The following is a 22,213-nucleotide window of genomic DNA, read 5'->3' as shown; positions in this document are numbered from 1 at the left end:
CTATTTACCACTATATTTACTCGGTTGCATCCCGAATTGTTTCTTGAACAATGAACTGAAATACTTCGTGTTGACAAATCCGGTTTCGGTGGCGACATCGGTTACGCTTTTACCTTCTTTCAGCAGTTCGGCAGCTTTTTGTAGCCGGATGATACGAATAAACTCTTGCGGCCCTTTTCCCGTCAGTGATTTAAGGCGACTGTAGAATAGTGTTCGGCTCATTGCCATTTCATGGCATAAGAGATTGATGTTGAAATCGGGTTCATCCAAATGTTCAAGAACAAACCGGGTAGCTTGCATGATAAACCGGCGGTCGCCCTCGGCCATTGTTTCGCTTGCTGTCGTTACGTTTTTGTTGTCGATACTTTCATTGTTTTCATTGCTTTCATTGTCGTCACGTTTGCCGCCCGCCTCTACTTGAGCGATGGCTTGCCGCATGAAAAACTGCCGTTGCCTGTTTCGATTGTCAATCAATCCTTGTACTTTCAATTTCAGTATCTCTGTACTAAATGGTTTGGGGATATAATCATCCGCGCCTTTCTTCAATCCTTCCACTATTGCTTCGTGGTTAGCCTTTGCCGTCAGCAGAACGACGGGAATACCTGATGTGTCAGGATTTTCCTTGACCATTCTGCAAAGCTCGTCACCCCGTATGCCGGGCATCATGACGTCGGAGAGGATGATGTCCGGATATTCATTGGCGAGACAGGCGATAGCTTCGTGTCCGTCGGCAACATCAATCACCCGATAGAGGTGTTCAAAGGTCTGGCGGAGGTAGTGACGGAGAGTTTCGTGGTCTTCTACAATGAGCAATGTATTCCGGTCGTCCGGATCTTTCATTTTATCCGTTTCGGGGCTGTTATTATCCGATGTGCCGGCAAGGTGTTCGAGGGATGATTCGTGCGACACGGGTTCGGCTACGGTGGTGGTTCGCGGCAATGTTACGATGAAAGTAGTTCCCTTGCCCTCCTCGGAACAGAAAGTGATTTTTCCATGCAGCATCTTTACAATGCGTTGCACCTGCAACAGTCCGAATCCGGTTCCTTCTTCCTGTGACTGCCGGGCATTTTCGGCTCTGTAAATATCGGAGAAGATATGCTTTTTCGCTTTCTTCGGTATGCCTATTCCGTTATCTTTCAACGAAAGGATGGCTTTGCGTTTCGTGGCTTTCAAATCCAGACTGATTTCTCCCTGGGGCATGGTGTATTTGCAGGCATTGGAAAGAAGATTGTCGAGTAACATCTCTATCAGGTGTTTGTCGGCCGAAACGAAAACGGATTCGTCGGGTTGGGTCAGATTCAGTGTCAACTGCTTCTTCTCGCAAAAAGACCGGAAGACGGAGACTTCTTTCAGCAAAACTTCATTCAGACAAAGCGGAACCGATGAAGAGGATGGCTTGTGGGCGTCTACCTTTTCAAATTCGAGCAACTGTGTGATGAGCGAATGGAGTTTCTGGGTACTTTCATGGGCCAGATTCAGGTAATAACGGGCTTTGTCCGAGAGATCCTGTTCCCGGTTCAAATCCTCCAGTGGCGCCATGATAAGCGTTACCGGCGTGCGAATGTCGTGCGCCGTGTCGATGAAGAAACGTATTTTGTCTTCGTCGTATTTCTTTTGGAGCTGGTTGCTCTTATAGCGCAGGATGAAATAGAAAACGAAGCCTATTATAAATAGGTAAATAGTCCAAGCCCACCACGAGTTCCACCATGGCTGGCTCACTTTCACTTCTAAGGTGCTTTCGGAGATAGTCTTTCCGTCGCTGCGTCGCAGGCTGCGCACTTTAAAAAGATAAGTGCCCGGCGATACCTTGGTGTAGGATGCCTTGCCCTCGGCAGACGGTTTGCTCCAGTCATTGTCATACCCCTCTAAAATATGCTGATAGACAATATCGCGCTGGAAACGATAGTTGATAGATTCAAAAGAAACGGTAAACGAGTTGTATTTATAGCCGAGCCGTACCGCACGGTCGGCAAGCATATCATGGATGGCGGGTCTCAACGATTCTTCTTCCTGGACGTTTTGATAATCAACCGTCAGCCCCGTGAAACGCAGGAGCGTCCAGTAGTCTACGGTTGAGATGTCGAGTGGCATGATAAAGACAGCGCCATCCGTGCTGCCATACACAAACTCGCCGTTCATCAACCGGGCAAATGAGGATTTGTTATATTCCTTGTCTATATTGCCTGCATAGTTGAGGTTCGACACGCGCAGGCTGTCTATCAAGGCAATTCCTTTTCCGGTGCTGACCCACAAGCGTTTCTTGTCGTCTCGCTGCAAACTATATATATCGTTGGACGGCAATCCCTCTTGAACGGTGAAAGTCTTTACCGTCCGGTTTTTCATATCATATAGATTCAATCCTCCCCCTTCGGTTCCCAGCCACACGGTTCCGTCGTCATTGAACAGCATAGAGATGATATAAGCACTGACATTCTGATTGTGAAATTCCTGGGAATTGGCATAGTGCTGTATATTCCCTGTATGTTTGTCCACTAGGAAAAAACCGTTGACGGTAGCCACCGCTACCCGGTTTCGGTCGATAGGTTCAATGGACTGTACCCAATTCACGTCGAAAGACTGTCTGCTGCCTTTTTCTTTTTCAAACATGATCAGGCATCCGTCCAGACCTCCTATCCATAAGTCTCCCTCCATGTCTTGTCTGACGGAGAAAATATAATTGGTGGTCAATTGCCCTTGTTGCTTGGTGAGATGGCGTAACACGCGTCCGTTGTTATCCAATAGATACACTCCGTCTCCGTACGTTCCTACCCATACGTTCCCATTTCCGGATGTGCAAAGAGAAATGGTTACGATTTCTTTCAGCACGTGTTTCCAAGTGCCTGACAGGGTGTTTCGGATGCTGATTCCATCATCGGTAGCGAACCATTGGTTGCCATCCGGGTTTTCTTCGATATCATTCACGTTGTTGCTGATGAGAGAATGGGTATTTCCCTTTTCGTGTGCTAATATCGAAATGGGATGTTTCAGCAGGATAGCCACGGATACACCTCCCGTATAACTACCTATCCAGATGTTGCCCTGATCGTCTCTGGTTACGGCATATACGCCGTTTCCGCGCAGGTAAGTATCTGTGTCATCTTTGGTATTCATCAGTAAACGGGCTTTCTTGGTGTCCTTGTCTATCGCATACACACCGCCACCGTCCACGCCTATGAGTATGGTATGTACATCATAGTCTGTAATTGCCCGTATCGGATGAAGGAACGTGCTCCCTTGTCCCTCCAGCGCAAGCACTTTGGAAGTGTCGAGGTTCATCACAGACAAACCGCTGCCAAATGTGCCTATCCAGAGTTCTTTTTTCGGTTTGTCGCAGAACAATGTTTGTACATTCCACCCCTCCAGCAGCTGGCGTTTCTTATCCGGCAGGGCGTGTGACAGTTGCCAGACTCCGTTAGAAGTGCCCACAAAAAGCGACTCGCCGGCAAATGCGATGTCGTTGACATATTGTCCTTTCAACACGGCAACTATACGATGGTCCGCTTCTTGCTTGTATAGTCCTTTATCCGCCCCCATCCACCAGGTTCCGTCACTATCCAAACAGAGTTTGTTCAAGATGACTTCTTCCTGAATCAATTGTCCCAGGTGGAGGACTTGTTCAAAATGATCCAGGATGGTGGAATATCGGTAGATTCGTCCGGTGTGGTCGTAGGCGAACAGTCCTTGTTGTGCGTCGTACAATAAGTAAAGCCTGCGTCCGGCAAGATCACCATAATAGAAACTGCCCGGCAAATCATAGTTCTTTACCGTATGACCGTTGTATCTGTCTATTCCGGTTTTTGTAGCAATCCACATAGCACCGTCTCCATCCTCGACAATCGAAAAAACGCGTTGGCTACTAAGGCCTTCTGCATAGCCTACATGCCTGACATCGAACATCCGGTTGGTCAGTTCGGCTTTGACAGCTATGCTTATCATTAGTAGTAAGGTGATAACAAGATTAAAACGAACCATATTCTTTTAATTGTTGACATTACAAAGATAAAGTTTCTTTAGAAAATCCCAACAGAATAGGGGTGTGAAATTAGAAGGAATATTCAGTAAATGTTCCTATGTAAAGTCAATCAGGAAATCAACAAGATTTATATTTCCGGGAATGGCAAGTTTCTTTCTTATTCGGTAACGGGCTGTTTCTACTCCACGAATAGTAAGATTGGTGAACTGCGCAATATCTTTGGTTGACATCCTCCCCTTTTACAGTGAACCGACGAATACGCTCTGTATAAATAGGGCTATTGATAAGTTTCATCTTTTTATAGTTATAGTTGATATACAAAACAGATATGGCAGTTTTATTAAGCATAACTTATAAAGATGCCAGTTTTATTTGTGTTATTAAGTATAACTTATAACTCTATCCTAGTTGACGAAAGAGAAATAAAAAGAATGTGAGGTGGCCTAAATAGTAAGAGGCTGCCTCACATTGCTTTTAGTGACTGTCTTGGATTTATTTATTGGACCTCAAAACTCCCCTTCAGCCGTATGTCCTGTGAAGAAGCTCCCACCATAACCGAGAAACTTCCCGGCTCTACTGTAAACTGATTATTCTTGTCCCATAATCCCAAGTCTTGAGGCGTAAGGGTAAAGTTGACCGTTTGTTCTTCTCCCGGTTGCAAGTGAATACGTTCAAAGCCACGCAATACTTTATCGTAGGTGGTTACGCTGCTGAAATCATCCCGGATATAAAGCTGGACTACTTCGTCCCCTGCTTTCTTTCCTGTATTCTTTACAGTACATGAAAGAGTGATATTTTCCTGCGGACCGATCACCGGTTTAGATATTTTCAAGTCTGAATATCCGAAGGTTGTATAGCTTAAACCATATCCGAAAGGATAAAGTACACCGTCTACACGGACTTTCCCTTTGGAGTCAGAACCCGGCTTGAATGGGAAAGCAAAAGGAATCTGTCCCACAGATTTCGGGAAAGTGACAGCCAGACGTCCTCCCGGATTATAGTCTCCGAAAAGAACTTTAGCGATGGCATCCCCCATAAATTCTCCGGGGAACCAGGCATGAATGATGGCAGGAATGTATTTGTTTGCCCAGTTGATGGTTGCTGCCCTTCCGTCCACCATCACTAGAATGACAGGTTTACCTGTTGCATAAACCGCTTCCAATAATTGTTGCTGCCGTCCGCAGAGGTCAAGATTGGTACGTGAAAACTCTTCCCGAACCGTTTTCTCATTTCCACCCAGTACAAGAATAGCGATATCCGAAGCTTTTGCTAATTCTACCGCTTCCTGAATCATCGCCTGCTCTTGTGTATCTAATGGAACATTGTACAGTTCGCTCTCCGGGAAATACTTATCAATAATATCACAGCCTTTAGCATAGCGAACTTCCGAGTTAGGCAGATATTCTTTGATTCCCTGATATACAGTCTTAATAGACGCATTGGCGGGACCATATCTGCAAGTCAGTTCCTTCACTTCTTCCCCATTCGGACCAATCACAGCTATTTTGCTGAAGTTCTTGGATAACGGAAGCATCTGATTCTCATTCTTCAAAAGAACGATGGACTCTAAAGCGGCTTTCATAGATACTGCTTTATGAGCGTCGTTGTGTACCACTGTCTCCGGACGACGGTCATCACCGGGATACGGATTATCAAAAAGTCCCATCATAAACTTGACACGGAGAATCTCACCGACACGTTGATCGAGCGTGTGCAAAGAAACTTTGCCTTCGTTGATAGCACGGCGCAACGGGAGAATGAAATCTTGTGGCGGAGTAAAGTTGGTACGGATATTCAATCCTGCATTGACCACTTGTGCTGCCATCTCTTCTTCAGTCGGGGTGATACGATGTTTGGTGTGCAGAAACTCTACCGCCTCACTATCCGATACTATATATCCTTTGAATCCCCATTGCTGACGCAGAATTTCCGTGAGGAAATGATAACTTCCGGAAACAGGCTCCCCATCATAATCATTATACGAACTCATCACTCCTAGAGCACCCGCTTCCTGAATACCTTTGCGGAAAGGTTCCAGATAAAGAGTCTTCATCTCACGCGGAGCCACGTGCGGATCCGTACGCGTACCTCCGTCACGTCCACCAACCGGAATACTGTAAACGGCAAAATGTTTCGGAGTAGCAACGATACCTTCATTTTGCAGACCGAGAATCATCTGTTTTCCCAATTCGCCCACCAGATAAGGATCTTCCCCATAACTTTCCACCACACGTCCCCAGCGAGGATCTTGTGCTATATCCAGAATAGGAGAATAAATATTGGTATATCCCAATGCTTTTGCCTCATCTGCAGTGACTTTCGCAATTTCCCCGATCAGTTTTTTGTTCCACGTGGCACCTTGCCCGCATTGAGCGGGAAACATGGTAGCCCGGTCGTGACATAATCCGCGTATTCCTTCATTGGTAAAGTCCACCGGAATACCCAGTCGTGTCTGTTCCACAAACCAGCGTTGAATGGTGTGTCGGTTCTTTACGCTGTTGGCATACGGATAGGAGATTTCAGAACCGAATTTACCCAGTCCGTTCGCCTGCTCATCAATATTACCGATACCGTCCTTCCAGATTTCCGTTGACCATCCGGTGGTAGGCCATGCATCTTTCAATACCCGTCCCGAACCGTAGAGAGTGGCCATCTGACAGGTTTTCTCTTCCAGCGTCATTTGCGAGAGCAGGTCGGCGATGCGGGCTTCGATAGGAGCGGAGGGATCTTCGTATACATCCTTTATACCGTTTTTATTGAAGTCGATCCAGGTCTTTTTGTATATGTCCTTTGAGTTGTTGCCGGATTTGTTATCAGTAGGTTTGTTGTTTGCCGAGATACTTCCGGAGTAGATACTTCCGGCAGATACTAACAGGGCGAGACATAGCAGTTTCTTCATAATCTATTTTTTTGCAAGAGTACTTATCTATTTTATTTATGTTGCAAGTATACAAAAAGATTTTGATATGAGAGGATAGAATAGTCTTTATAATCACCTTTACCCTCACACCTGTAATGCCGATGGATAAAGAGATACAGACAATGGTGAGGGTGTGAGGGTAAAAGTGATCTAAACTTTTGTTTAGAGAAATAAGTTTGGAAATACTCTACAATGCTTGTTGAATACTCTACTCAAGTATTGTCGAAAGCCGGAAAACCGCTTCATGGCTTTTCGTTGGCCCGCAGACCGAAAACTTTTCCTGTCATCTGATTGATACGTACTTGCCATACTTTGACATTACGTACCGCAGGATCGGAATAGTTGAACTCACTATCTGTGTAATGACGCATGATAATATCCAATGCACGGCGTTTCTCGTCTATCTCTTCGATGAATTCTACTTGCCCCCGACACATCGCGCTTTCCGAACGCATACTGTAACTGCAGGCTACCTTTTCGTGTTGGTAGACAAGTTTATGTCCAACGCTGAAAGTGATGCATACATTATTATTATGTTCCAGCATCTCCAACTTGCTGCCTTCAGGACCCGAATGAAGATATATGATGCCATTCTCATAACCGAAGTTCATCGGAACTACGTAGGGATTACCTTCCAAATCAGTAATGCCTACAAAACAGGCATCGCAATGGAGAATAATGGATTCGATTCGTTGTTTATCTTCAATAATGACAGTTTTCATAATGGCTGTTTGGCTTACCACAGAGGACACGGAGTACACGAAGTCTTTTTACTTCCTGATTTCTTAGCGTACTCTGTGGTGAATTTACTTTTCTATTAATTCAAAATCCAATTGTTTCTTTTCCAGATTGGCACGAGCTACCCGAACAGTAATAGCGTCTCCCAAACTGTATATTTTGTTTTTGCGGCGTCCGCGAAGACAATAGTTCTTCTCGTCGAATTCGTAGTAGTCATCATCCAGATCACGAACAGGGACCAGACCTTCACATTTGTTTTCGTTCAGTTCTACATAAAGTCCCCACTCGGTTACGCCGGAGATTACACCGTCGTAAATCTGCCCCAGACGTTCGCTCATAAATTCCACCTGTTTATATTTGATGGAAGCACGCTCGGCATTGGCTGCAATTTGTTCCATGTTCGAGCTGTGGTCGCAGAGGTCTTCGTACTTAGCTTCGGATACGCTGCGTCCTCCGTCCATATACTTCGTCACCAAACGGTGTACCATCATGTCCGGGAAACGGCGGATGGGAGAAGTAAAGTGAGTGTAATATTCGAAAGCTAGTCCGTAGTGACCGATGTTATGGGTTGAGTAACGTGCTTTCTGCATGGCGCGGATGGATACGGTTTCTATCAGGTTCTCTTCTTTCTTTCCGTGTATGTCGTCCAGCAAGTGGTTGATGGATTTTGAAATATCCGTCTTCGTTCCGCTTGTACGCACTTTGTAGCCGAAGCGTGCGATGAACTGTGACAAGTTCTCCAACTTCTCCGGATCGGGCAGGTCGTGGATACGGTAAGGAAGCACTTTGGCTTTCTTGTTCTTCGGCACACATCCTATCTTTTCTGCTACGGTCTTGTTAGCGAGCAACATGAATTCTTCCACCAGTTTATTGGCATCTTTTGACTCTTTGAAGTAAACGCTGATTGGTTTTCCTTTTTCGTCAATTTCGAACTTCACTTCGTAGCGGTCGAAGTTGATGGCTCCTGCAGAGAAGCGTTTTTCGCGCAGTGCTTTGGCAATCGTATCTAACGTGAGTACTTCTTCTTTGAAGTCTCCTTCTTTTGTTTCTATGATTTGTTGTGCCTCTTCGTAGGTGAAGCGACGGTCGGAGTTGATAACTGTATGTACGATACGTGAGTCTCTGACTTCTCCTTTTTCCGTAATATCGAAGATAACGGAGAAAGCTAGTTTTTCTTCGTTCGGGCGGAGTGAACAAATGAAGTTACACAGCCGTTCGGGAAGCATCGGGATGGTACGGTCTACCAGATAAACGGAAGTTGCCCGCTTTTCTGCTTCCTTGTCGATGATGCTGCCTTCTTTTACGTAATGTGTCACGTCGGCAATGTGTACACCTACTTCCCACAATCCGTCCTTTAGCTTGCGGATGGAAAGTGCGTCGTCAAAATCTTTGGCGTCTTTCGGGTCGATGGTGAAAGTTGTTACTTTACGGAAATCTTCGCGTTTGGCAATCTCTTCTGCTGAAATTTCGGCAGGAATCTTATCCGCTGCTGTCTCTACTGCTTTCGGATATACATACGGCAGACCGAACTCCGCAAGAATTGCGTGCATCTCTGTGGTATTGTCGCCAGCCTGACCTAATATATCTATTACTTGTCCGATAGGATTCTTTGCCTTGTCCGGCCATTCGGTTACTTTCACAATGGCTTTATCTCCGGTCTTTCCGCCTTTCAGCTTATCTTTCGGGATGAAGATATCATTGGCTAATGTACGATTCTCTGTCACCAGAAATGCGTATGACTTAGCTACTTCCAGTGTGCCGACGAAAGTATCGTTTGCACGCTCCAGTATTTCTATCACTTCTCCTTCTGCCTCTCTGTTTTTCCGTTTGGCATAGAAGGTGATCTTTACTTTGTCATTGTTCATGGCATGTGCCGAATTGCGTTCGGCCACAAATATCGGCTCGCCTCCTCCTTCAGGAATAAAGGAATTCTTGCCATTGCTTTTCCGTTGGAAAGTGCCTACCATCTCTGTTCCATGATTGGTGAGACGGAATTTTCCTTTTTCTATTTCAGAAATATAATCGTCAGCTAAAAGGTCATGTAATATATCGACGCATAACATTTTTTGCGGATGGGTAGTGAGACGCAATTCCGAAAATATATATTTCATACTCAAGGTCTCGCTGGATTTGGCATGGAAAAAGTCTATTAATAATGCTGCCAGCTCTTTCTTACTCATTCTTTTGCCGGCCTTTTTCTCTTTCTTTTCTTTCTTTTTTGCCATATTATATGGAATTTATTAGTAGTTCAATCATTGATAGGATACAAAGTAAACAAATTTTTGGTTAGTTTGTTGTCAAGGTCTGTTTATTTTTTGATTTGCTTTTCTGTGAAGTATTAAGTCGATAGAGAAATATTGCTTGATTATTTATAAACAGAAAAAGAGGCATGTCATCCCGACACACCTCTATGTATACTTAAGAGAGATTTATATTATTAAATTAGTCTTTTATACAGCGTATAGGAAAACCACGTTTGGGGGTTATTCCATATTTAGAATAAGTTATTCCATAGCTATTATTACTAAAAGTAATATTTCCTGCTCCTTGGCTTTGCATTTCTGTGGTCCAGAAGTCAGCACCACTTTCTGACCAGCCAAAGCTTCCTGTTTGATAGCATTGCCCGGAAGGAATAATTGTAAGTCCGTAAGTATTACGAGGTCCATTTGCCAAGTCAGGGTTCATGTCGGAGTTTCCGGAAGCACTCCATCCTTCAAGACCTGCTAATGCTGACCAAACATTCTTGCAATTTGGATCAGAGTGTTTGTCTCCAAAATCATCTTCCCATACATCTCCTTCAACAGGGGGTAATTGTTCAGCTACAAAATTTTCTAATATTTTCCACTCTGCTTTACTAGGTAGGTGCCATCCACTTGGACAGATTCCTTGTACTCCACTTGGTACAGCATCTGCGTCCTTCCCTTCTTCATTTTCTTTATTCATTGCAGCATACCAATTATATAGAACTCCATATGTTTTGTATGTTTCAGTATTTTTTGCGGCATTTACATCTTCACCATCGTAGTCATAAACGAAATAAAGAGGTTCTCCTTCGCAAGTAGCGGCAGCAGCAGGTTTATTTACTTTAGGTAAATAAGCTAGATTTTCAGCCATCCATGTCTGCTCACCGATTTCTACGGTTTTGTATACATGGTTGTCACGTGAATCAACCATTTCTCCTTCGCCTGGTTCAGGAGTGGGTTCCGGCTTTGTCAGAGTGATGTTAACTTCGCTTGTAGCCATTGTTCCTTGATCACCTTTGACAGTTAATTCAATTTTTAATGCTCCTTCGGTTTGGTTAGCTTCAAATGTATAATCATAGCTAAAAGGCACTGCGGTAACTTCTGATATAGCTTTGCCTCCTACTTTTAATGTGACGTTTGAGATTTCACCAAAGTCAATCGTAGCTTCTCCTTTGATTGTCATTTTTTCTGCAATGTTTACCGTAGCTCCTTCAGCAGGTGCAGATATGGAGCATGTAACGTGTTGCTCGGGAGTAGGATCGTTGTTGTCGTCACCACAAGCAATTAGTCCTAAGACTGCGAATAAAAAGAATCCAAATTTTTTCATAAATATATTTATATTTAGTGAGTAATAATATAATCGTTAATCTTTGATGCAACGGACAGGAAGACCTACTCCCGGATTGAATTCTGCATTGGTTACAAATGTGTGGAGGTCTGACCATAAACGTACGGTGATACCGAATTCAGGTCCCATTTGTACTCCAGCTGTCGAACTCCACCAGCCGGCACTGTAGCAGGAATGCATCCAGTCTTCGTCACCTGCACATGCACGGAATCCGATGGGTAGACCGTTGAATAAGGTTGCATTATTCTTTTCCATTTCTACGCCAACCCAAGTTGGTTGAGGTTCTATTTCTGTATATTCCGGCAGCATCCACATTGTTGTTGAAGCTAAAGCTTTTGCTATTGCTGTTTCGTCTACCTGACCATCATTCATGATAGCGGCCATGCCGGAGTCTAAAACATATTTAGATAATGTCTGCCATTCTTTTTGTGAAGGAATATGCCATCCGTCAGGACAAACACCTTTTATATTCCGTGTTTCATCTTCTCCTAATGCTGTTTCACCTTGAAGTGCTGCAGGTAAGTTATAGTAGGCTCCATAAGCTTTTAAATAAGCTTTTCCCAAGTCTGTTTTGATATCACTGTCGAACATAACATAATATTTGGGCGCTGTTGAAGATATATCAAAATTCTGTTCCGGTAAATAACGTAAATTCTCTGCCATCCAGATTTGTTCTGCAAGTTGTATCGTCTTGTATACATTTCCATCACGTGTATCTGTGAGGTCTTCTCCATATTGAGGTGGTGCAGGTCTGTCACCGAGTTCTGTTGTGACAGTAATAGTTGCCAAAGCACTGCCTTCATGATCTCCTTTGACTGCTAATTCAATTTTCAACTCTCCTGGTTCAGCTTCCTTGGGGAAAGTATATTCATAATAGAATGGAACCGAACTTATGTCGGTAATAACTTCTCCTCCTACTTTAAGTTCAGCGGAGATAATTTTACCATAGTTAGTCGTTCCTTCTCCTCTGATAATCAGTTTGTCTGATATTATAACGGTTTCTCCGTTAGTCGGCATAAATATCTCACAGCTTACCTGTTGGTCTGGAAGTATTTCTCCTCCTCCGCCTGCGGTGCTGTTGTCATCTTTACAGCTTGCACCAAGTAATCCTAATGCCACGATAAAGCTAGTTAATAGTATCTTTTTCATATGTTATTGGATTATGTCTTCTTTAAATAGAATACAATTAATAAAAATGGACAGATTGTCTATAACCTTCTGTAGTTTTGCATCTTCATATACCCGGAAAACAAAACCGAAAGGATCACTCTCTTTTATTCCGGAAAAAGCGAAAACGAATGTTCCGTCTGTTAACATTACGGGGCCTAATGAGATTGTTACAGAAGGATCTTTTACATAATATAGGTCAGAGCTAAGAATTTCGAATGAGAGATATAAATTGTCCTCGAAGACTCCTAGGTTTTGACCGGCCCCAAAAGCCAGGCAATTGTCTATGGCTTTTGCTTTCAGTTTGTAAGGCAATCCGGTTAGAATGTTTGAAAGCAGGTATGTTCCGTCTTCCTGTTTTTCAATGATGACATCTTTCAAGCCGTAATTCATTTGCCCGTCTGAAAACATGCCTTGCCATGTTCCGGTAAGTTCGTCAACATCATATTGTATTACCTGATAAGAAGCCGATCTGTCTTTTGCTGCCACATTGACAATAGCTCCTCTCATTTTTCCGGAGGTATTTTCTTTTACCTTGAAATTTATTCCCTTCGCATTCTGTTCAAATGACAACCATTCTTGAGCTTCTGCGGGTATGTCTATTGTATAATCGAAAGAACTTTGTAATTTTATAGGTAGCGTAGCTGCTTTATTGTCGGTGCGGAGCATCCACTCGTCTTTACCGAAGATGAAAACAGCTCCGGATTGATTGATATTGAACGCCTTTTTTTCTACTCCGTTACTGATTGTCAATAAAGCATTTCTACCAGAGTATCCGGTGTTTTCTTTTACTTCGAATACTACTTCATTGGGGTTTACTTCTTTCAGCACACACCAGTCGGCATTAACATCTGCTGTTATATTGCCTGTTGCCTGAAGTTGTATGTAGCCTTTTCCTCCAGTCGCTTGGAAATTAGTATTTACAGCTTTGATCTCTAACCTGGATTCGCTGCTTTCCGTATCATTGCATCCCGCTATTGCTATGGTGCAAAGTACAAATAAGAATATATTAAAAAACTTTCTCATAATTGTATTAATTACCTTCGTTTTCTTTTTCCATTAAGATTGAGTTATACCAGCTCCAGTAACCCATTAGTCCTGAAGTTGAATATTCATCAGAGGAATAAGCCCAGATTATCAATAATGTATTTTCCTGGCTTGCTTTATCCGCAAAGTAAAAAGTGAAAGGGTTGGTATTTGCCGTTACATTTACCAATCCGCTGCGTAGACGTGAAGGCAAACTTAATTCTGTGTGAGCATATCCTTCTACACCTGCCGCACACGCAAAGTAGTAAGACGATGAAGAAACCGGACTTATACTTTGTGAATCTAAGATCAGTTTTCCGCTGGCTTTGTCATACAGAAGAGTGAAGTTGAATCCGCCAATACTTTTCAGAGTATAACTTTCTCCTCTGACTTTAGGAGTGATGGTTACAGATTGTGAAGTTGGACCTTCATCGTAATCGTCAACCGTTGCAGTGTAGGTACCGATATAGTCTTCATATTGCAGATAGTTTTCGGGATAATACTCTTTTAATACAATATCCGTTGCATCTGCATCGGTACAAACAAATAGCCTGGACTTTTTATCCCATTTGAAGTGCTGGACTTCAACTCCGTTGACATTATATGGAGACTGTAACTTCAGCCCTTTTTCTGTATAAATATATGGTAAACTTTCTGCACTGCTATAATCGGTACTGTAAACGGAGAATGTAGACATTGTGCCATTGTCACGTATAAAGTAGTTCAGTACTTGGCCCCCTTTCTCCATGCGATATGTATTCAGAAAAGCATCTTTCTCGATGTTAATGATATCCTCAAGCTGGATACGCCATGGTATATCTTTGGGCATAGGCGTCATTTCCATTATATTTTTATATTTTTTTCCTTGTAGAATAACCTTGTCGGGAGTTGCGCTCATGATAATAAACTCATAATCTCCTCCCACGTTCATGTTCAGGCCTAAAGGACCTGAAAACATGTGGATCAGCTGGTTGTATGAGTCGAAAGTGAGCATAGTGCTTTGTTCCGATTTAACTTGATACAGGGAGGTTATTATGGTACCCGGCTTGTAACCTTCTGCTCCTGCTTCCGACGCCATTTCTACCTGTTTTCCATCAAATTTCATTAGTAGGGTGACTGCACCTGCAGAATAGTTGCTTCCTATGTAATATTCCAGTTTCCATCCGTTCGGAACATCTTTAAGAATCTCCTGACATTTTATTACATCGGCTGTAGCTCTGTTGGCGGATGATTCGTCGAATATTTCTTCTTCAGAGAAAAGACAAGATTGTAATACAATGCAAGTCAATGCCAGAAGTGTGTATATTGATAGATATTTCTTCATAATTTTCATAGTTTATTCAATAATACTTAAGTCTACATTGCCGTTTGCTATATCATCTTGGCGGCGTAGAACGATGTCGCGTAATTCGTCCAGATTGATTCCCCAGGTTTGTTCCATGTAACTATAGACTATTTCGAATTTCTGTTTGATAAGTGCACGACCGCTTTCACCGGCATTTTGTAGCATATTATTCCAGTAGTCTTCTGTATTTGTGACGTACACCGCAATGTTTTCAACAAAATCTTCACGTGATTCACTCATTGCGTAGGAAGTGACAAATCCTTGTTGCCATGCATTGCGGTTAGCTCCCACCATATACCAGTCGCTGCCGATATAGGCATTTTCTGTGATACGATCAAATGCCGGATCATAGTTTTTGGTTTGATGCAGGATGTGGGCGAACTCATGATGCATTGTTTGGAAATAGTATTCGTTTAGCAGATTGATATCTATTTTATCAGGATTGATGTCATTTACATTGTATAATGTAATTTTCATACCACCTTCTGCCGTTCCCAATACCATGGTGCCATTGTCTTCATAGGCAGGAGAGCCGATAAAGTGAATGGTCTTGGGGATGTATTGACGTAAGAAGTCCGGATTACCGGTCGCTTCATCGTATGCTTCCAGCCATACATGTTTGATAATTTTAGCCAGTACTACGGATTTTTTATAGTCGGCAGGAGCTAATACATGTGTCATATCGCTCTCGTTATCTTCCATGCGATATTTCAATGCAATGTTGTACGGATGGGTGTAATTACCCAATATCCAGTTGTCGAATGGGCTGCGTTCTACTTCTTCTGTAGAGAAGATGCTGTTTGCTTTGTCCACGCCCTCGTCGTTGTTGCAAGCTCCCAGTCCGCAGGTTAGTGTTATGATTAAACTATATATGATGTATTTCTTCATATTTTTCCCTCCTTAAGTTAGTTAGTCATTTCTTGGATTTGGTTGCATACCTGCCGTAATGACACTGGACGGTAGCTGAATTGCACGTCTGGGGTCATTCGTGTCCATCTTGTCGGTGATATTCACCAAGGTATAACCTTCATAATAGCGGCGGTAGATTACAATGCCATAGCGCTTTATATCTTGCCATCTAAGTCCCTCTTCTAAAGTTAACAGGCGTCTCGCATGTAGAATACAGTGTATCAGATTCTCTTGCATTCCTTTTTCTATTACAAAATCCGGATGCAATTCCTTTTTTACCGTCGGGGCTTCCGGTGTGTAATATTTTAATTGAGCATAAAAATCATTGATTGTCTCTTTGGACAAGGTTTGTGTATTTTTCGTAAAGGCTTTCTGCCAGGCGTCTATATCGGCTGCAGCTTCGTCGTAACGTTTTAGTAATGTGTAAGCTTCAGCCCGGCAAAGTAATGCTTCATCGGTAGTGAAAGCAGGATACAGCATATAACCGACCCAGCTGTTGCCTGATGTGAACTGCTGATAGATGACTAAACGGCGGAATCCGTTCTTGATAGAGCCACCAGGCGCAAATGGGATTTGGTGGTAGCTTGACTGGTCTCCCCATGGACCTTCGGATTTACAACTTTCCGAGGCAGTAATATTATTCATGCAGTATCTTTCACAGTTGGCATAACCCGGATCGGAAACCAATGGCCAATATGAAGCTGCTGATATTACCAGTAGATTTGCCCGATTATCTGCATCTACATAAGCGTTCGGCTGTATGTTCTTGTTGGGAGATAAAGCTCCTAATGCAGCCCAGTCACGTAAATATTGGGAAGCATTCGTGCCGAGTACTATATTGGCATAATTGATAACCTTCTGGCAGTTAGAAAAATCCGGCTGTGTGTAATATAGATAAAAGCGGGCAGCAAATGCATAGGCAGCCTTTTTATTAAAATGATATTTCACTCGTGAGTAAATATTGTCGTCGATTAGAGGCAATCCTTCTTCTAAATCGGCTGCGATATTTTGATAGACTTCAGCAACAGTTCCGCGTGAGTATTGTGGATTTACAGATGTTTCCGGTTCCTTTATGTAAGGTATACCTAGGTCTTTATCTGCATTTGTACCATACGCTTTGCAGAATGTGGTAGCTAGTACGAAATGATTATATGCGCGACATATTAGAGCTTCACCTCTTTGTGCTGACAATGATTGAGGGTTTCCCATTTGCTCGATGGCTGCCAGGGCTTGGTTGGCCGATGCAATCGAGTTATAACAATCATTCCATAAGGCATGAGGTGAGTCTTGATTCTCTTCAGTGGTTTGCTGCCAGCGATACAAGTGCTCGTTTAACCGGAAAAGATAGCTGTATGCTTTACTATTTTCATCAATGTTGTCACTGTAGAATTCGCCTATATGACAGTTGGTGGTCATTGGGTATGCAGATACCAATACTTTGGTAATGCTCTCTTCGGTAGTTAGCTCAGTTCGGTTGTCCGGCATTTCATCCAAAAAATCACTACAGGAGGTTATTCCCAGGCATAAGGTTGAAATGACTGCTGTATATAATACGTTTTTATATTTCATCATTTTTATAATTATCTGAATGGTTAAAATCCTAATCTAAGAGTTAATGTGAACTGACGAGGTACAGGGGAGGCAACTCCACCGGTATTGAAGAATTCCGGGTCCTGTCCGTTTAGCTTCTTATCTGCGTAGATTAGGAATAAATTGGTAGCCTGAAGTTTCAAAGATAAATTGGATATCTTTGCTGATGTAATCCATGATTTTGGAAAATCATAGGACAAGGAAATTTCTTTCATACGAATAAAGTCTCCTTTGGCAATTCGTTCTGTAGAGTAATTATAGGCATTATATGCATACATCAAATCTTTATTATCTTCATATTGACGTTTGGAAATGATGGCAGGGATATTGGTATGCTTCTCATCACCCGGAACTGTCCAGCGATTTTTGAATTCACGGGGCATAGAGGATAAGTCACTGTATTGATAATTGAAGCACGGATTTAAACGTACTACATTACCAAATGAATAGGTGATAAATACATTTAGTTTGAATGCTTTATAGGTGAAGATATTACCAAAGCTACCTGTTATAGTAGGATCAGTGGGACCTTCATATTTTAGATAGTCTATATTGTCACGTGTTTGGAAATCAATATCAGTACTGGTTATTTTTCCATTGATATTATACATTGGGATACCATTTGAACTTAAGCCGACAAATGGGATAGAGAACAAACCACGCACCGGGTAGCCCTGACGCGCAAAACCATAGCCTGAAACCAGATCCATCACGCTGGAACGGGCGTTAAGCTCGGTCACTTCATTTTTTGCTTTGGAAAAGATGAAATCTGTATTCCATGAGAAGTCTTTCGATTGGATATTCTTGCTTGAGATGGTGAATTCAATACCATGTGACTTCATGGAGGCTATATTGGCATATTTATAAATAGAACCACCTACTCCTTGTGTCGGAGTTATACCAATCAGGTCATAGTTGTTGCGTTTATACCAGTCGATTGAGAAATTGATCCGGTTGTCTAAGAATCCCATATCAGCACCGATGTTTAATTCATGCTTCTTTTCGTAAGTCAATTCGCTATTTTCGGGGTCGGATACATAAAGTCCGGTTTCCTGTCCGCTGGTGAAAGGGCGAAATGGTGAATAGCTGGTGATTATGGCATGTGAATTTGTTACATATTCCGGACCTCTGTCGGCAGTTAAAGAGTAGGATGCTTTGAATGTCAAATGTGACAGCACTGAGCTGAGTGTTTCGAAGAAATTTTCTTCATGTACATTCCATGCTCCTGAAATATTCCATGTAGGTAACCAGCGGGAAGAACGGCTTTTTCCCATGCGGTTGGTGCCTTCATAGCGGAATGTTCCGTTTACTGTATAACGGCCATCATACGAATAGGTTGCATTGGCAAAACCTGCTACACTCCTTGTTGTGGTATGGTTTAATCCATAATAATTTTCACCGGACTCAATACCTTTCTTGAAAAATTCATATACGTACGATGGAATTTCGCCCATTGTATATTGCATTCCCCATCCTTGAAAATAATTCTGCATGCGTTTTAAATCATTCACCTCCATACCAGCGAAAAGATTGGTTATATGCTTTTCTGCAAATAAATGATTCCAGGATGCTGTGGCACGAAAGTCTACTCCCAGCATGCGATAGTCCTTACGCTGGTAAATACCGCCTTCCGGCAGTATGCTGATGGGTAAAGCATAAGGATTGTCGGGGTTGGTGTAGAGTAAATTATTGTTGTCACGAATAGTGGCGTCATCCATTCCTGTGCGATATGCTGTTGCCTGATTCGAGTGGTCTTTAATATTATGTTCTTGCGAAGAAGCTTGATATCTGACTGCTCCTAATGCGCTAAGCTCTAATTCTGGAAGTGCTTTCCATTTTACTTCTCCTTGGAATTTAACGTCAACTACGTTTAAGTCCATATAATTGTTATCCAATTCATGAAGGATATTGAATGGTGCGTAGTTAGCTGTATAGTTGACTGCCGGATCCAATGCGCGTGATGTGTTTAGTGCATACGAATATGGATTGATGTCAAATTGACGGGTGACTTCTCCACTAGCTGCATTCACTTCAGAACTCAGTGTTCCGGGCGCTTTCTGCTTACGGTAGGAAGCACTGGATATTAAATTTATAGATAAATTCTTATATATATTATATGTTGTATTTAAATTAGCTGTATAGCGTTTTACTTCACTTTGCTTGTACCACCCCGGGTCTGACATGGCACTTAATGAAGCATAGAATGAAGATTTTTCTGTTCCGGAAGTGATACTGACAGAATGATTTTGTGTGATATTGTTGGAAAATAAAGTATCAAACCAGTCGGTATTTCTCATTTCCGCTTCACGCAGGTAAGCGTTACGTGCTTCCGGAGTGTTGGCAAGCCCGAATTGTCCTGTAACCGGATTGTATTGATTGATTAACTGATACATACGTCCATACACTCCGCTATCTTTTGCACGGTAAGTATCGCTATTGTTGAGCCATCCTTTTTGTTCCATTTCTTTATAGATTCCCATTTGTTCCTGTGAATTCATGATATTGAATTCTTTATAACTGGGAATCATACGAGTTGTAAATTCACCGGTGTAGCTGATTTTGCTGACACCGGCTTTTCCCTTTTTGGTGGTTACTACAATAACCCCTGCCATGGCTCGCGCACCGTAGATAGAGGTTGCTGATCCGTCTTTCAATATTTGAAAGCTTTCAATATCATCTGAATTCAATCCGGCAATAGCTGAACTAATCAATGTTTCGGCATCTCCTGAGGATAAGTCATCCGGACCTACGTCGATAGCATCTTCCATGATGACTCCATCTACCACCCATAGTGGCTTTGAACTACCGAAAATAGATGTAGCGCCACGTACCCGGATTTTTGGGGCAGTACCAAATGTACCGGAAACATTTTGTACAGATACGCCTGCGGCACGTCCTTCAAGTCCCCGGCTGATATCAGGCAAACCATCTAGTTTGACCTCATCTGCGGACAATTGTTTGGTTGCTCCTGTAAACAGACGTTTGTCCATTTTCTGCATACCTGTTACTACTACTTCAGATAATGTTTGTACATCGGGCATTAATGTAACATTCATATTTGGGGCAGGAGTCAGGTCTTGCGGTTTCATTCCTATATAGGAAAATTGTAACAGGGATTTATTGGATACATTTTCTATCGAGAATTTTCCATCTATATCCGTTAATACGCCGGACTTACTTCCTTTGATGACAACGGTTGCACCAATGAGCGGCTGTCCGTCATCACCGGAAATAACCACTCCTTTCACATTGAATACTTTCGCCTGTTTGGAAGGACCTTTGATAGTAATTGTGATAAATTGGTCTTCAATATGATATTCCAGTGGCTTATTGGCTAAGATTATATCGAGAGTCTGCTCTATACTCTTATCCTTGACGGAGCCAGAAACGGTGAATTTCTTGACATCGTCATACGTAAACAGGATCTTATATCCGGATAGTTTTTCTAAACGTTTTAGTACGGACGGCAACCGTTCGTTGCTAATTTCAATCGTGATTTTCTTTTGCGATTGCACCTGAGCATTTACTTGGTAGGGTCGGAAACATAATACGCATAGAAAACACACAATAAGTAGGTTCCAATTATTTCTCATACGTTTGTCTTTAATAACACTATTTGAACATGTTTATATAACTAGTTCGTATGAGAAGAAAAAATGGATACCCCTTTTGCGATTTATTTTTTAATAAAAGTGATATTTTGTTGTATTTTGCATAGATTAGTTATACTTATGCAATAAAAATCTAGTCTACAGTAAGCGTATTGCCTTGCAAGGTGACTGTCACTTTTTTCATTCTATTAAGTAATGAGATCGTATGTTCCAGGTCTTTGGTACGATCGGATATAAAGTGCATTTTATACTCCATCGCTTCTTTGTTTCTGAACTCTATGTTTACATTGTACCAACGTCCCAAATTTTGCATAATATCTTTCAATGTGACATTGTCAAAGTAGAAATAGCCGTCTTTCCAATAAACATAGGAGTCTAGATCTACTTCTGCCAGGATAAAGTTGCCATCAGATTGCAGATGTGCATCTTCTCCCGGATATAGTCTGGTATATGATCCTCCTTTGGTATTGCTGACTTCTACTTTTCCATTAATAAGCACTACATGAGTATCTTCAGGAGTATAGCTGCGTATATTAAATTCAGTACCGAGAACACGGGTTTGCACAGTTTTGGTTTTTACGATGAAAGGTCGCTCCGGATCTTTGGTCACTTTAAAATAAGCCTCACCTTCTAAAGTGACGATACGTTCGTCGCCAATAAAGGCCGTTGGATAGACAAAGTTACTATTAGCATTGAGCCAGACCTCCGTGCCGTCACATAACACTACCTTGAAACTTTCACCGCGTGGAACAGTGAGTACATGTGTTTGAGTGGTCGTTGAAATGACTTGCCTGTAATCCAGTTCTTTTTTCTCGGACTTTGAGATCACTTTCTGTGGCAAGGTTTGGTTGCTTGATTGTGGTTCGTCTAATACAATCTTTTCTCCGTTATCTTTTTGCAGAGTGATATGTTGAGGGGCAGCATCAGCAGTAAATACAGTGATTGGTTCAAGAGTAGGGGTCGTCAGGGTATTGATAAGATAGTAAGTTCCAAATAGAACGGCAATCATGGCGGCTATTCCCATACTTACTTTCCAGAAGTTGGAACGCATTCTTGTCGTGTATTGTTTTTTCTTGAATCGTTCTAGCTCCATCTCTATATTGGGTAGTTCCATTCCGCTTTTTTGTTGTAGGAAAAGACTACTATCCATGATGTCGCGACAAGCCTGTAGGGTTTCTTCATCTTTAAGCATTTCCTGCAGTTGTTCGACGTTTATTTCTGAAGAGCTCTCCATAATGTCGAGTGCCTTCTCTACAGATTTATCTGTATTATCTATATTGTCAATATCTTTATTCATCACTGTTTGACTGTATCATACTTATTTATATTACGTTTAATCATAA

General features: G+C 42.3%; 12 protein-coding genes and 1 pseudogene. All 13 read right to left on the bottom strand.

Translation table 11 applies throughout. From position 1 onward, the window contains the following. Complete coding sequence (locus Bovatus_RS15285; protein ID WP_004298556.1) at positions 1 to 3,972, bottom strand: hybrid sensor histidine kinase/response regulator transcription factor; 3,972 nt, start codon at positions 3,970 to 3,972, stop codon at positions 1 to 3. A gap of 96 nt (positions 3,973 to 4,068) precedes the next feature. Continuing rightward, a pseudogene (locus tag Bovatus_RS25700) lies at positions 4,069 to 4,203 on the bottom strand (helix-turn-helix transcriptional regulator); the annotation flags it as partial. Between the two features lie 266 nt (positions 4,204 to 4,469). After that, positions 4,470 to 6,872: a glycoside hydrolase family 3 N-terminal domain-containing protein gene (locus Bovatus_RS15280; RefSeq protein WP_004298554.1), complete on the bottom strand. Its 2,403-nt coding sequence runs from the start codon at positions 6,870 to 6,872 to the stop codon at positions 4,470 to 4,472. A 263-nt stretch (positions 6,873 to 7,135) separates the two neighbouring features. Continuing rightward, positions 7,136 to 7,615, bottom strand: a complete 480-nt coding sequence (locus Bovatus_RS15275) for a pyridoxamine 5'-phosphate oxidase family protein (protein WP_004298553.1) — start codon at positions 7,613 to 7,615, stop codon at positions 7,136 to 7,138. Between the two features lie 84 nt (positions 7,616 to 7,699). Continuing rightward, positions 7,700 to 9,856 carry a ribonuclease R gene (gene rnr, locus Bovatus_RS15270; RefSeq protein ID WP_004298552.1) on the bottom strand — a complete coding sequence of 719 codons (2,157 nt, stop codon included), beginning with the start codon at positions 9,854 to 9,856 and terminating at the stop codon, positions 7,700 to 7,702. 217 nt (positions 9,857 to 10,073) lie between these two features. After that, the gene (locus tag Bovatus_RS15265) at positions 10,074 to 11,201 is read right to left on the bottom strand and encodes an FISUMP domain-containing protein (RefSeq protein ID WP_004298551.1); all 1,128 of its coding nucleotides are present in this window, start codon (positions 11,199 to 11,201) and stop codon (positions 10,074 to 10,076) included. Positions 11,202 to 11,237: 36 nt separating this feature from the next. Next, positions 11,238 to 12,371 (bottom strand): fibrobacter succinogenes major paralogous domain-containing protein, encoded by a 1,134-nt coding sequence (locus Bovatus_RS15260; protein ID WP_004298550.1) that lies wholly within the window; start codon positions 12,369 to 12,371, stop codon positions 11,238 to 11,240. Between the two features lie 3 nt (positions 12,372 to 12,374). After that, positions 12,375 to 13,415 carry a BACON domain-containing protein gene (locus Bovatus_RS15255; RefSeq protein ID WP_004298549.1) on the bottom strand — a complete coding sequence of 347 codons (1,041 nt, stop codon included), beginning with the start codon at positions 13,413 to 13,415 and terminating at the stop codon, positions 12,375 to 12,377. Positions 13,416 to 13,422: 7 nt separating this feature from the next. Then, positions 13,423 to 14,739, bottom strand: coding sequence for a DUF4302 domain-containing protein (locus tag Bovatus_RS15250; protein WP_052587941.1), 1,317 nt, complete (start codon positions 14,737 to 14,739; stop codon positions 13,423 to 13,425). Positions 14,740 to 14,751: 12 nt separating this feature from the next. Further along, positions 14,752 to 15,648, bottom strand: coding sequence for a zinc-binding metallopeptidase (locus tag Bovatus_RS15245; protein WP_004298547.1), 897 nt, complete (start codon positions 15,646 to 15,648; stop codon positions 14,752 to 14,754). 21 nt (positions 15,649 to 15,669) lie between these two features. Then, complete coding sequence (locus Bovatus_RS15240) at positions 15,670 to 17,238, bottom strand: RagB/SusD family nutrient uptake outer membrane protein (RefSeq protein WP_052587929.1); 1,569 nt, start codon at positions 17,236 to 17,238, stop codon at positions 15,670 to 15,672. A gap of 23 nt (positions 17,239 to 17,261) precedes the next feature. Continuing rightward, positions 17,262 to 20,852, bottom strand: a complete 3,591-nt coding sequence (locus tag Bovatus_RS15235) for a SusC/RagA family TonB-linked outer membrane protein (RefSeq protein ID WP_004298545.1) — start codon at positions 20,850 to 20,852, stop codon at positions 17,262 to 17,264. Positions 20,853 to 21,003: 151 nt separating this feature from the next. Next, positions 21,004 to 22,167 (bottom strand): FecR family protein, encoded by a 1,164-nt coding sequence (locus Bovatus_RS15230; protein ID WP_004298544.1) that lies wholly within the window; start codon positions 22,165 to 22,167, stop codon positions 21,004 to 21,006. Positions 22,168 to 22,213 lie beyond the last annotated feature (46 nt).

The sequence above is a fragment of the Bacteroides ovatus genome, assembly GCF_001314995.1.
Classification (GTDB): Bacteria; Bacteroidota; Bacteroidia; order Bacteroidales; family Bacteroidaceae; genus Bacteroides; species Bacteroides ovatus.
Note: the sequence above shows the minus strand (reverse complement) of the source record. Positions and strands in the feature narration are given on the sequence as shown.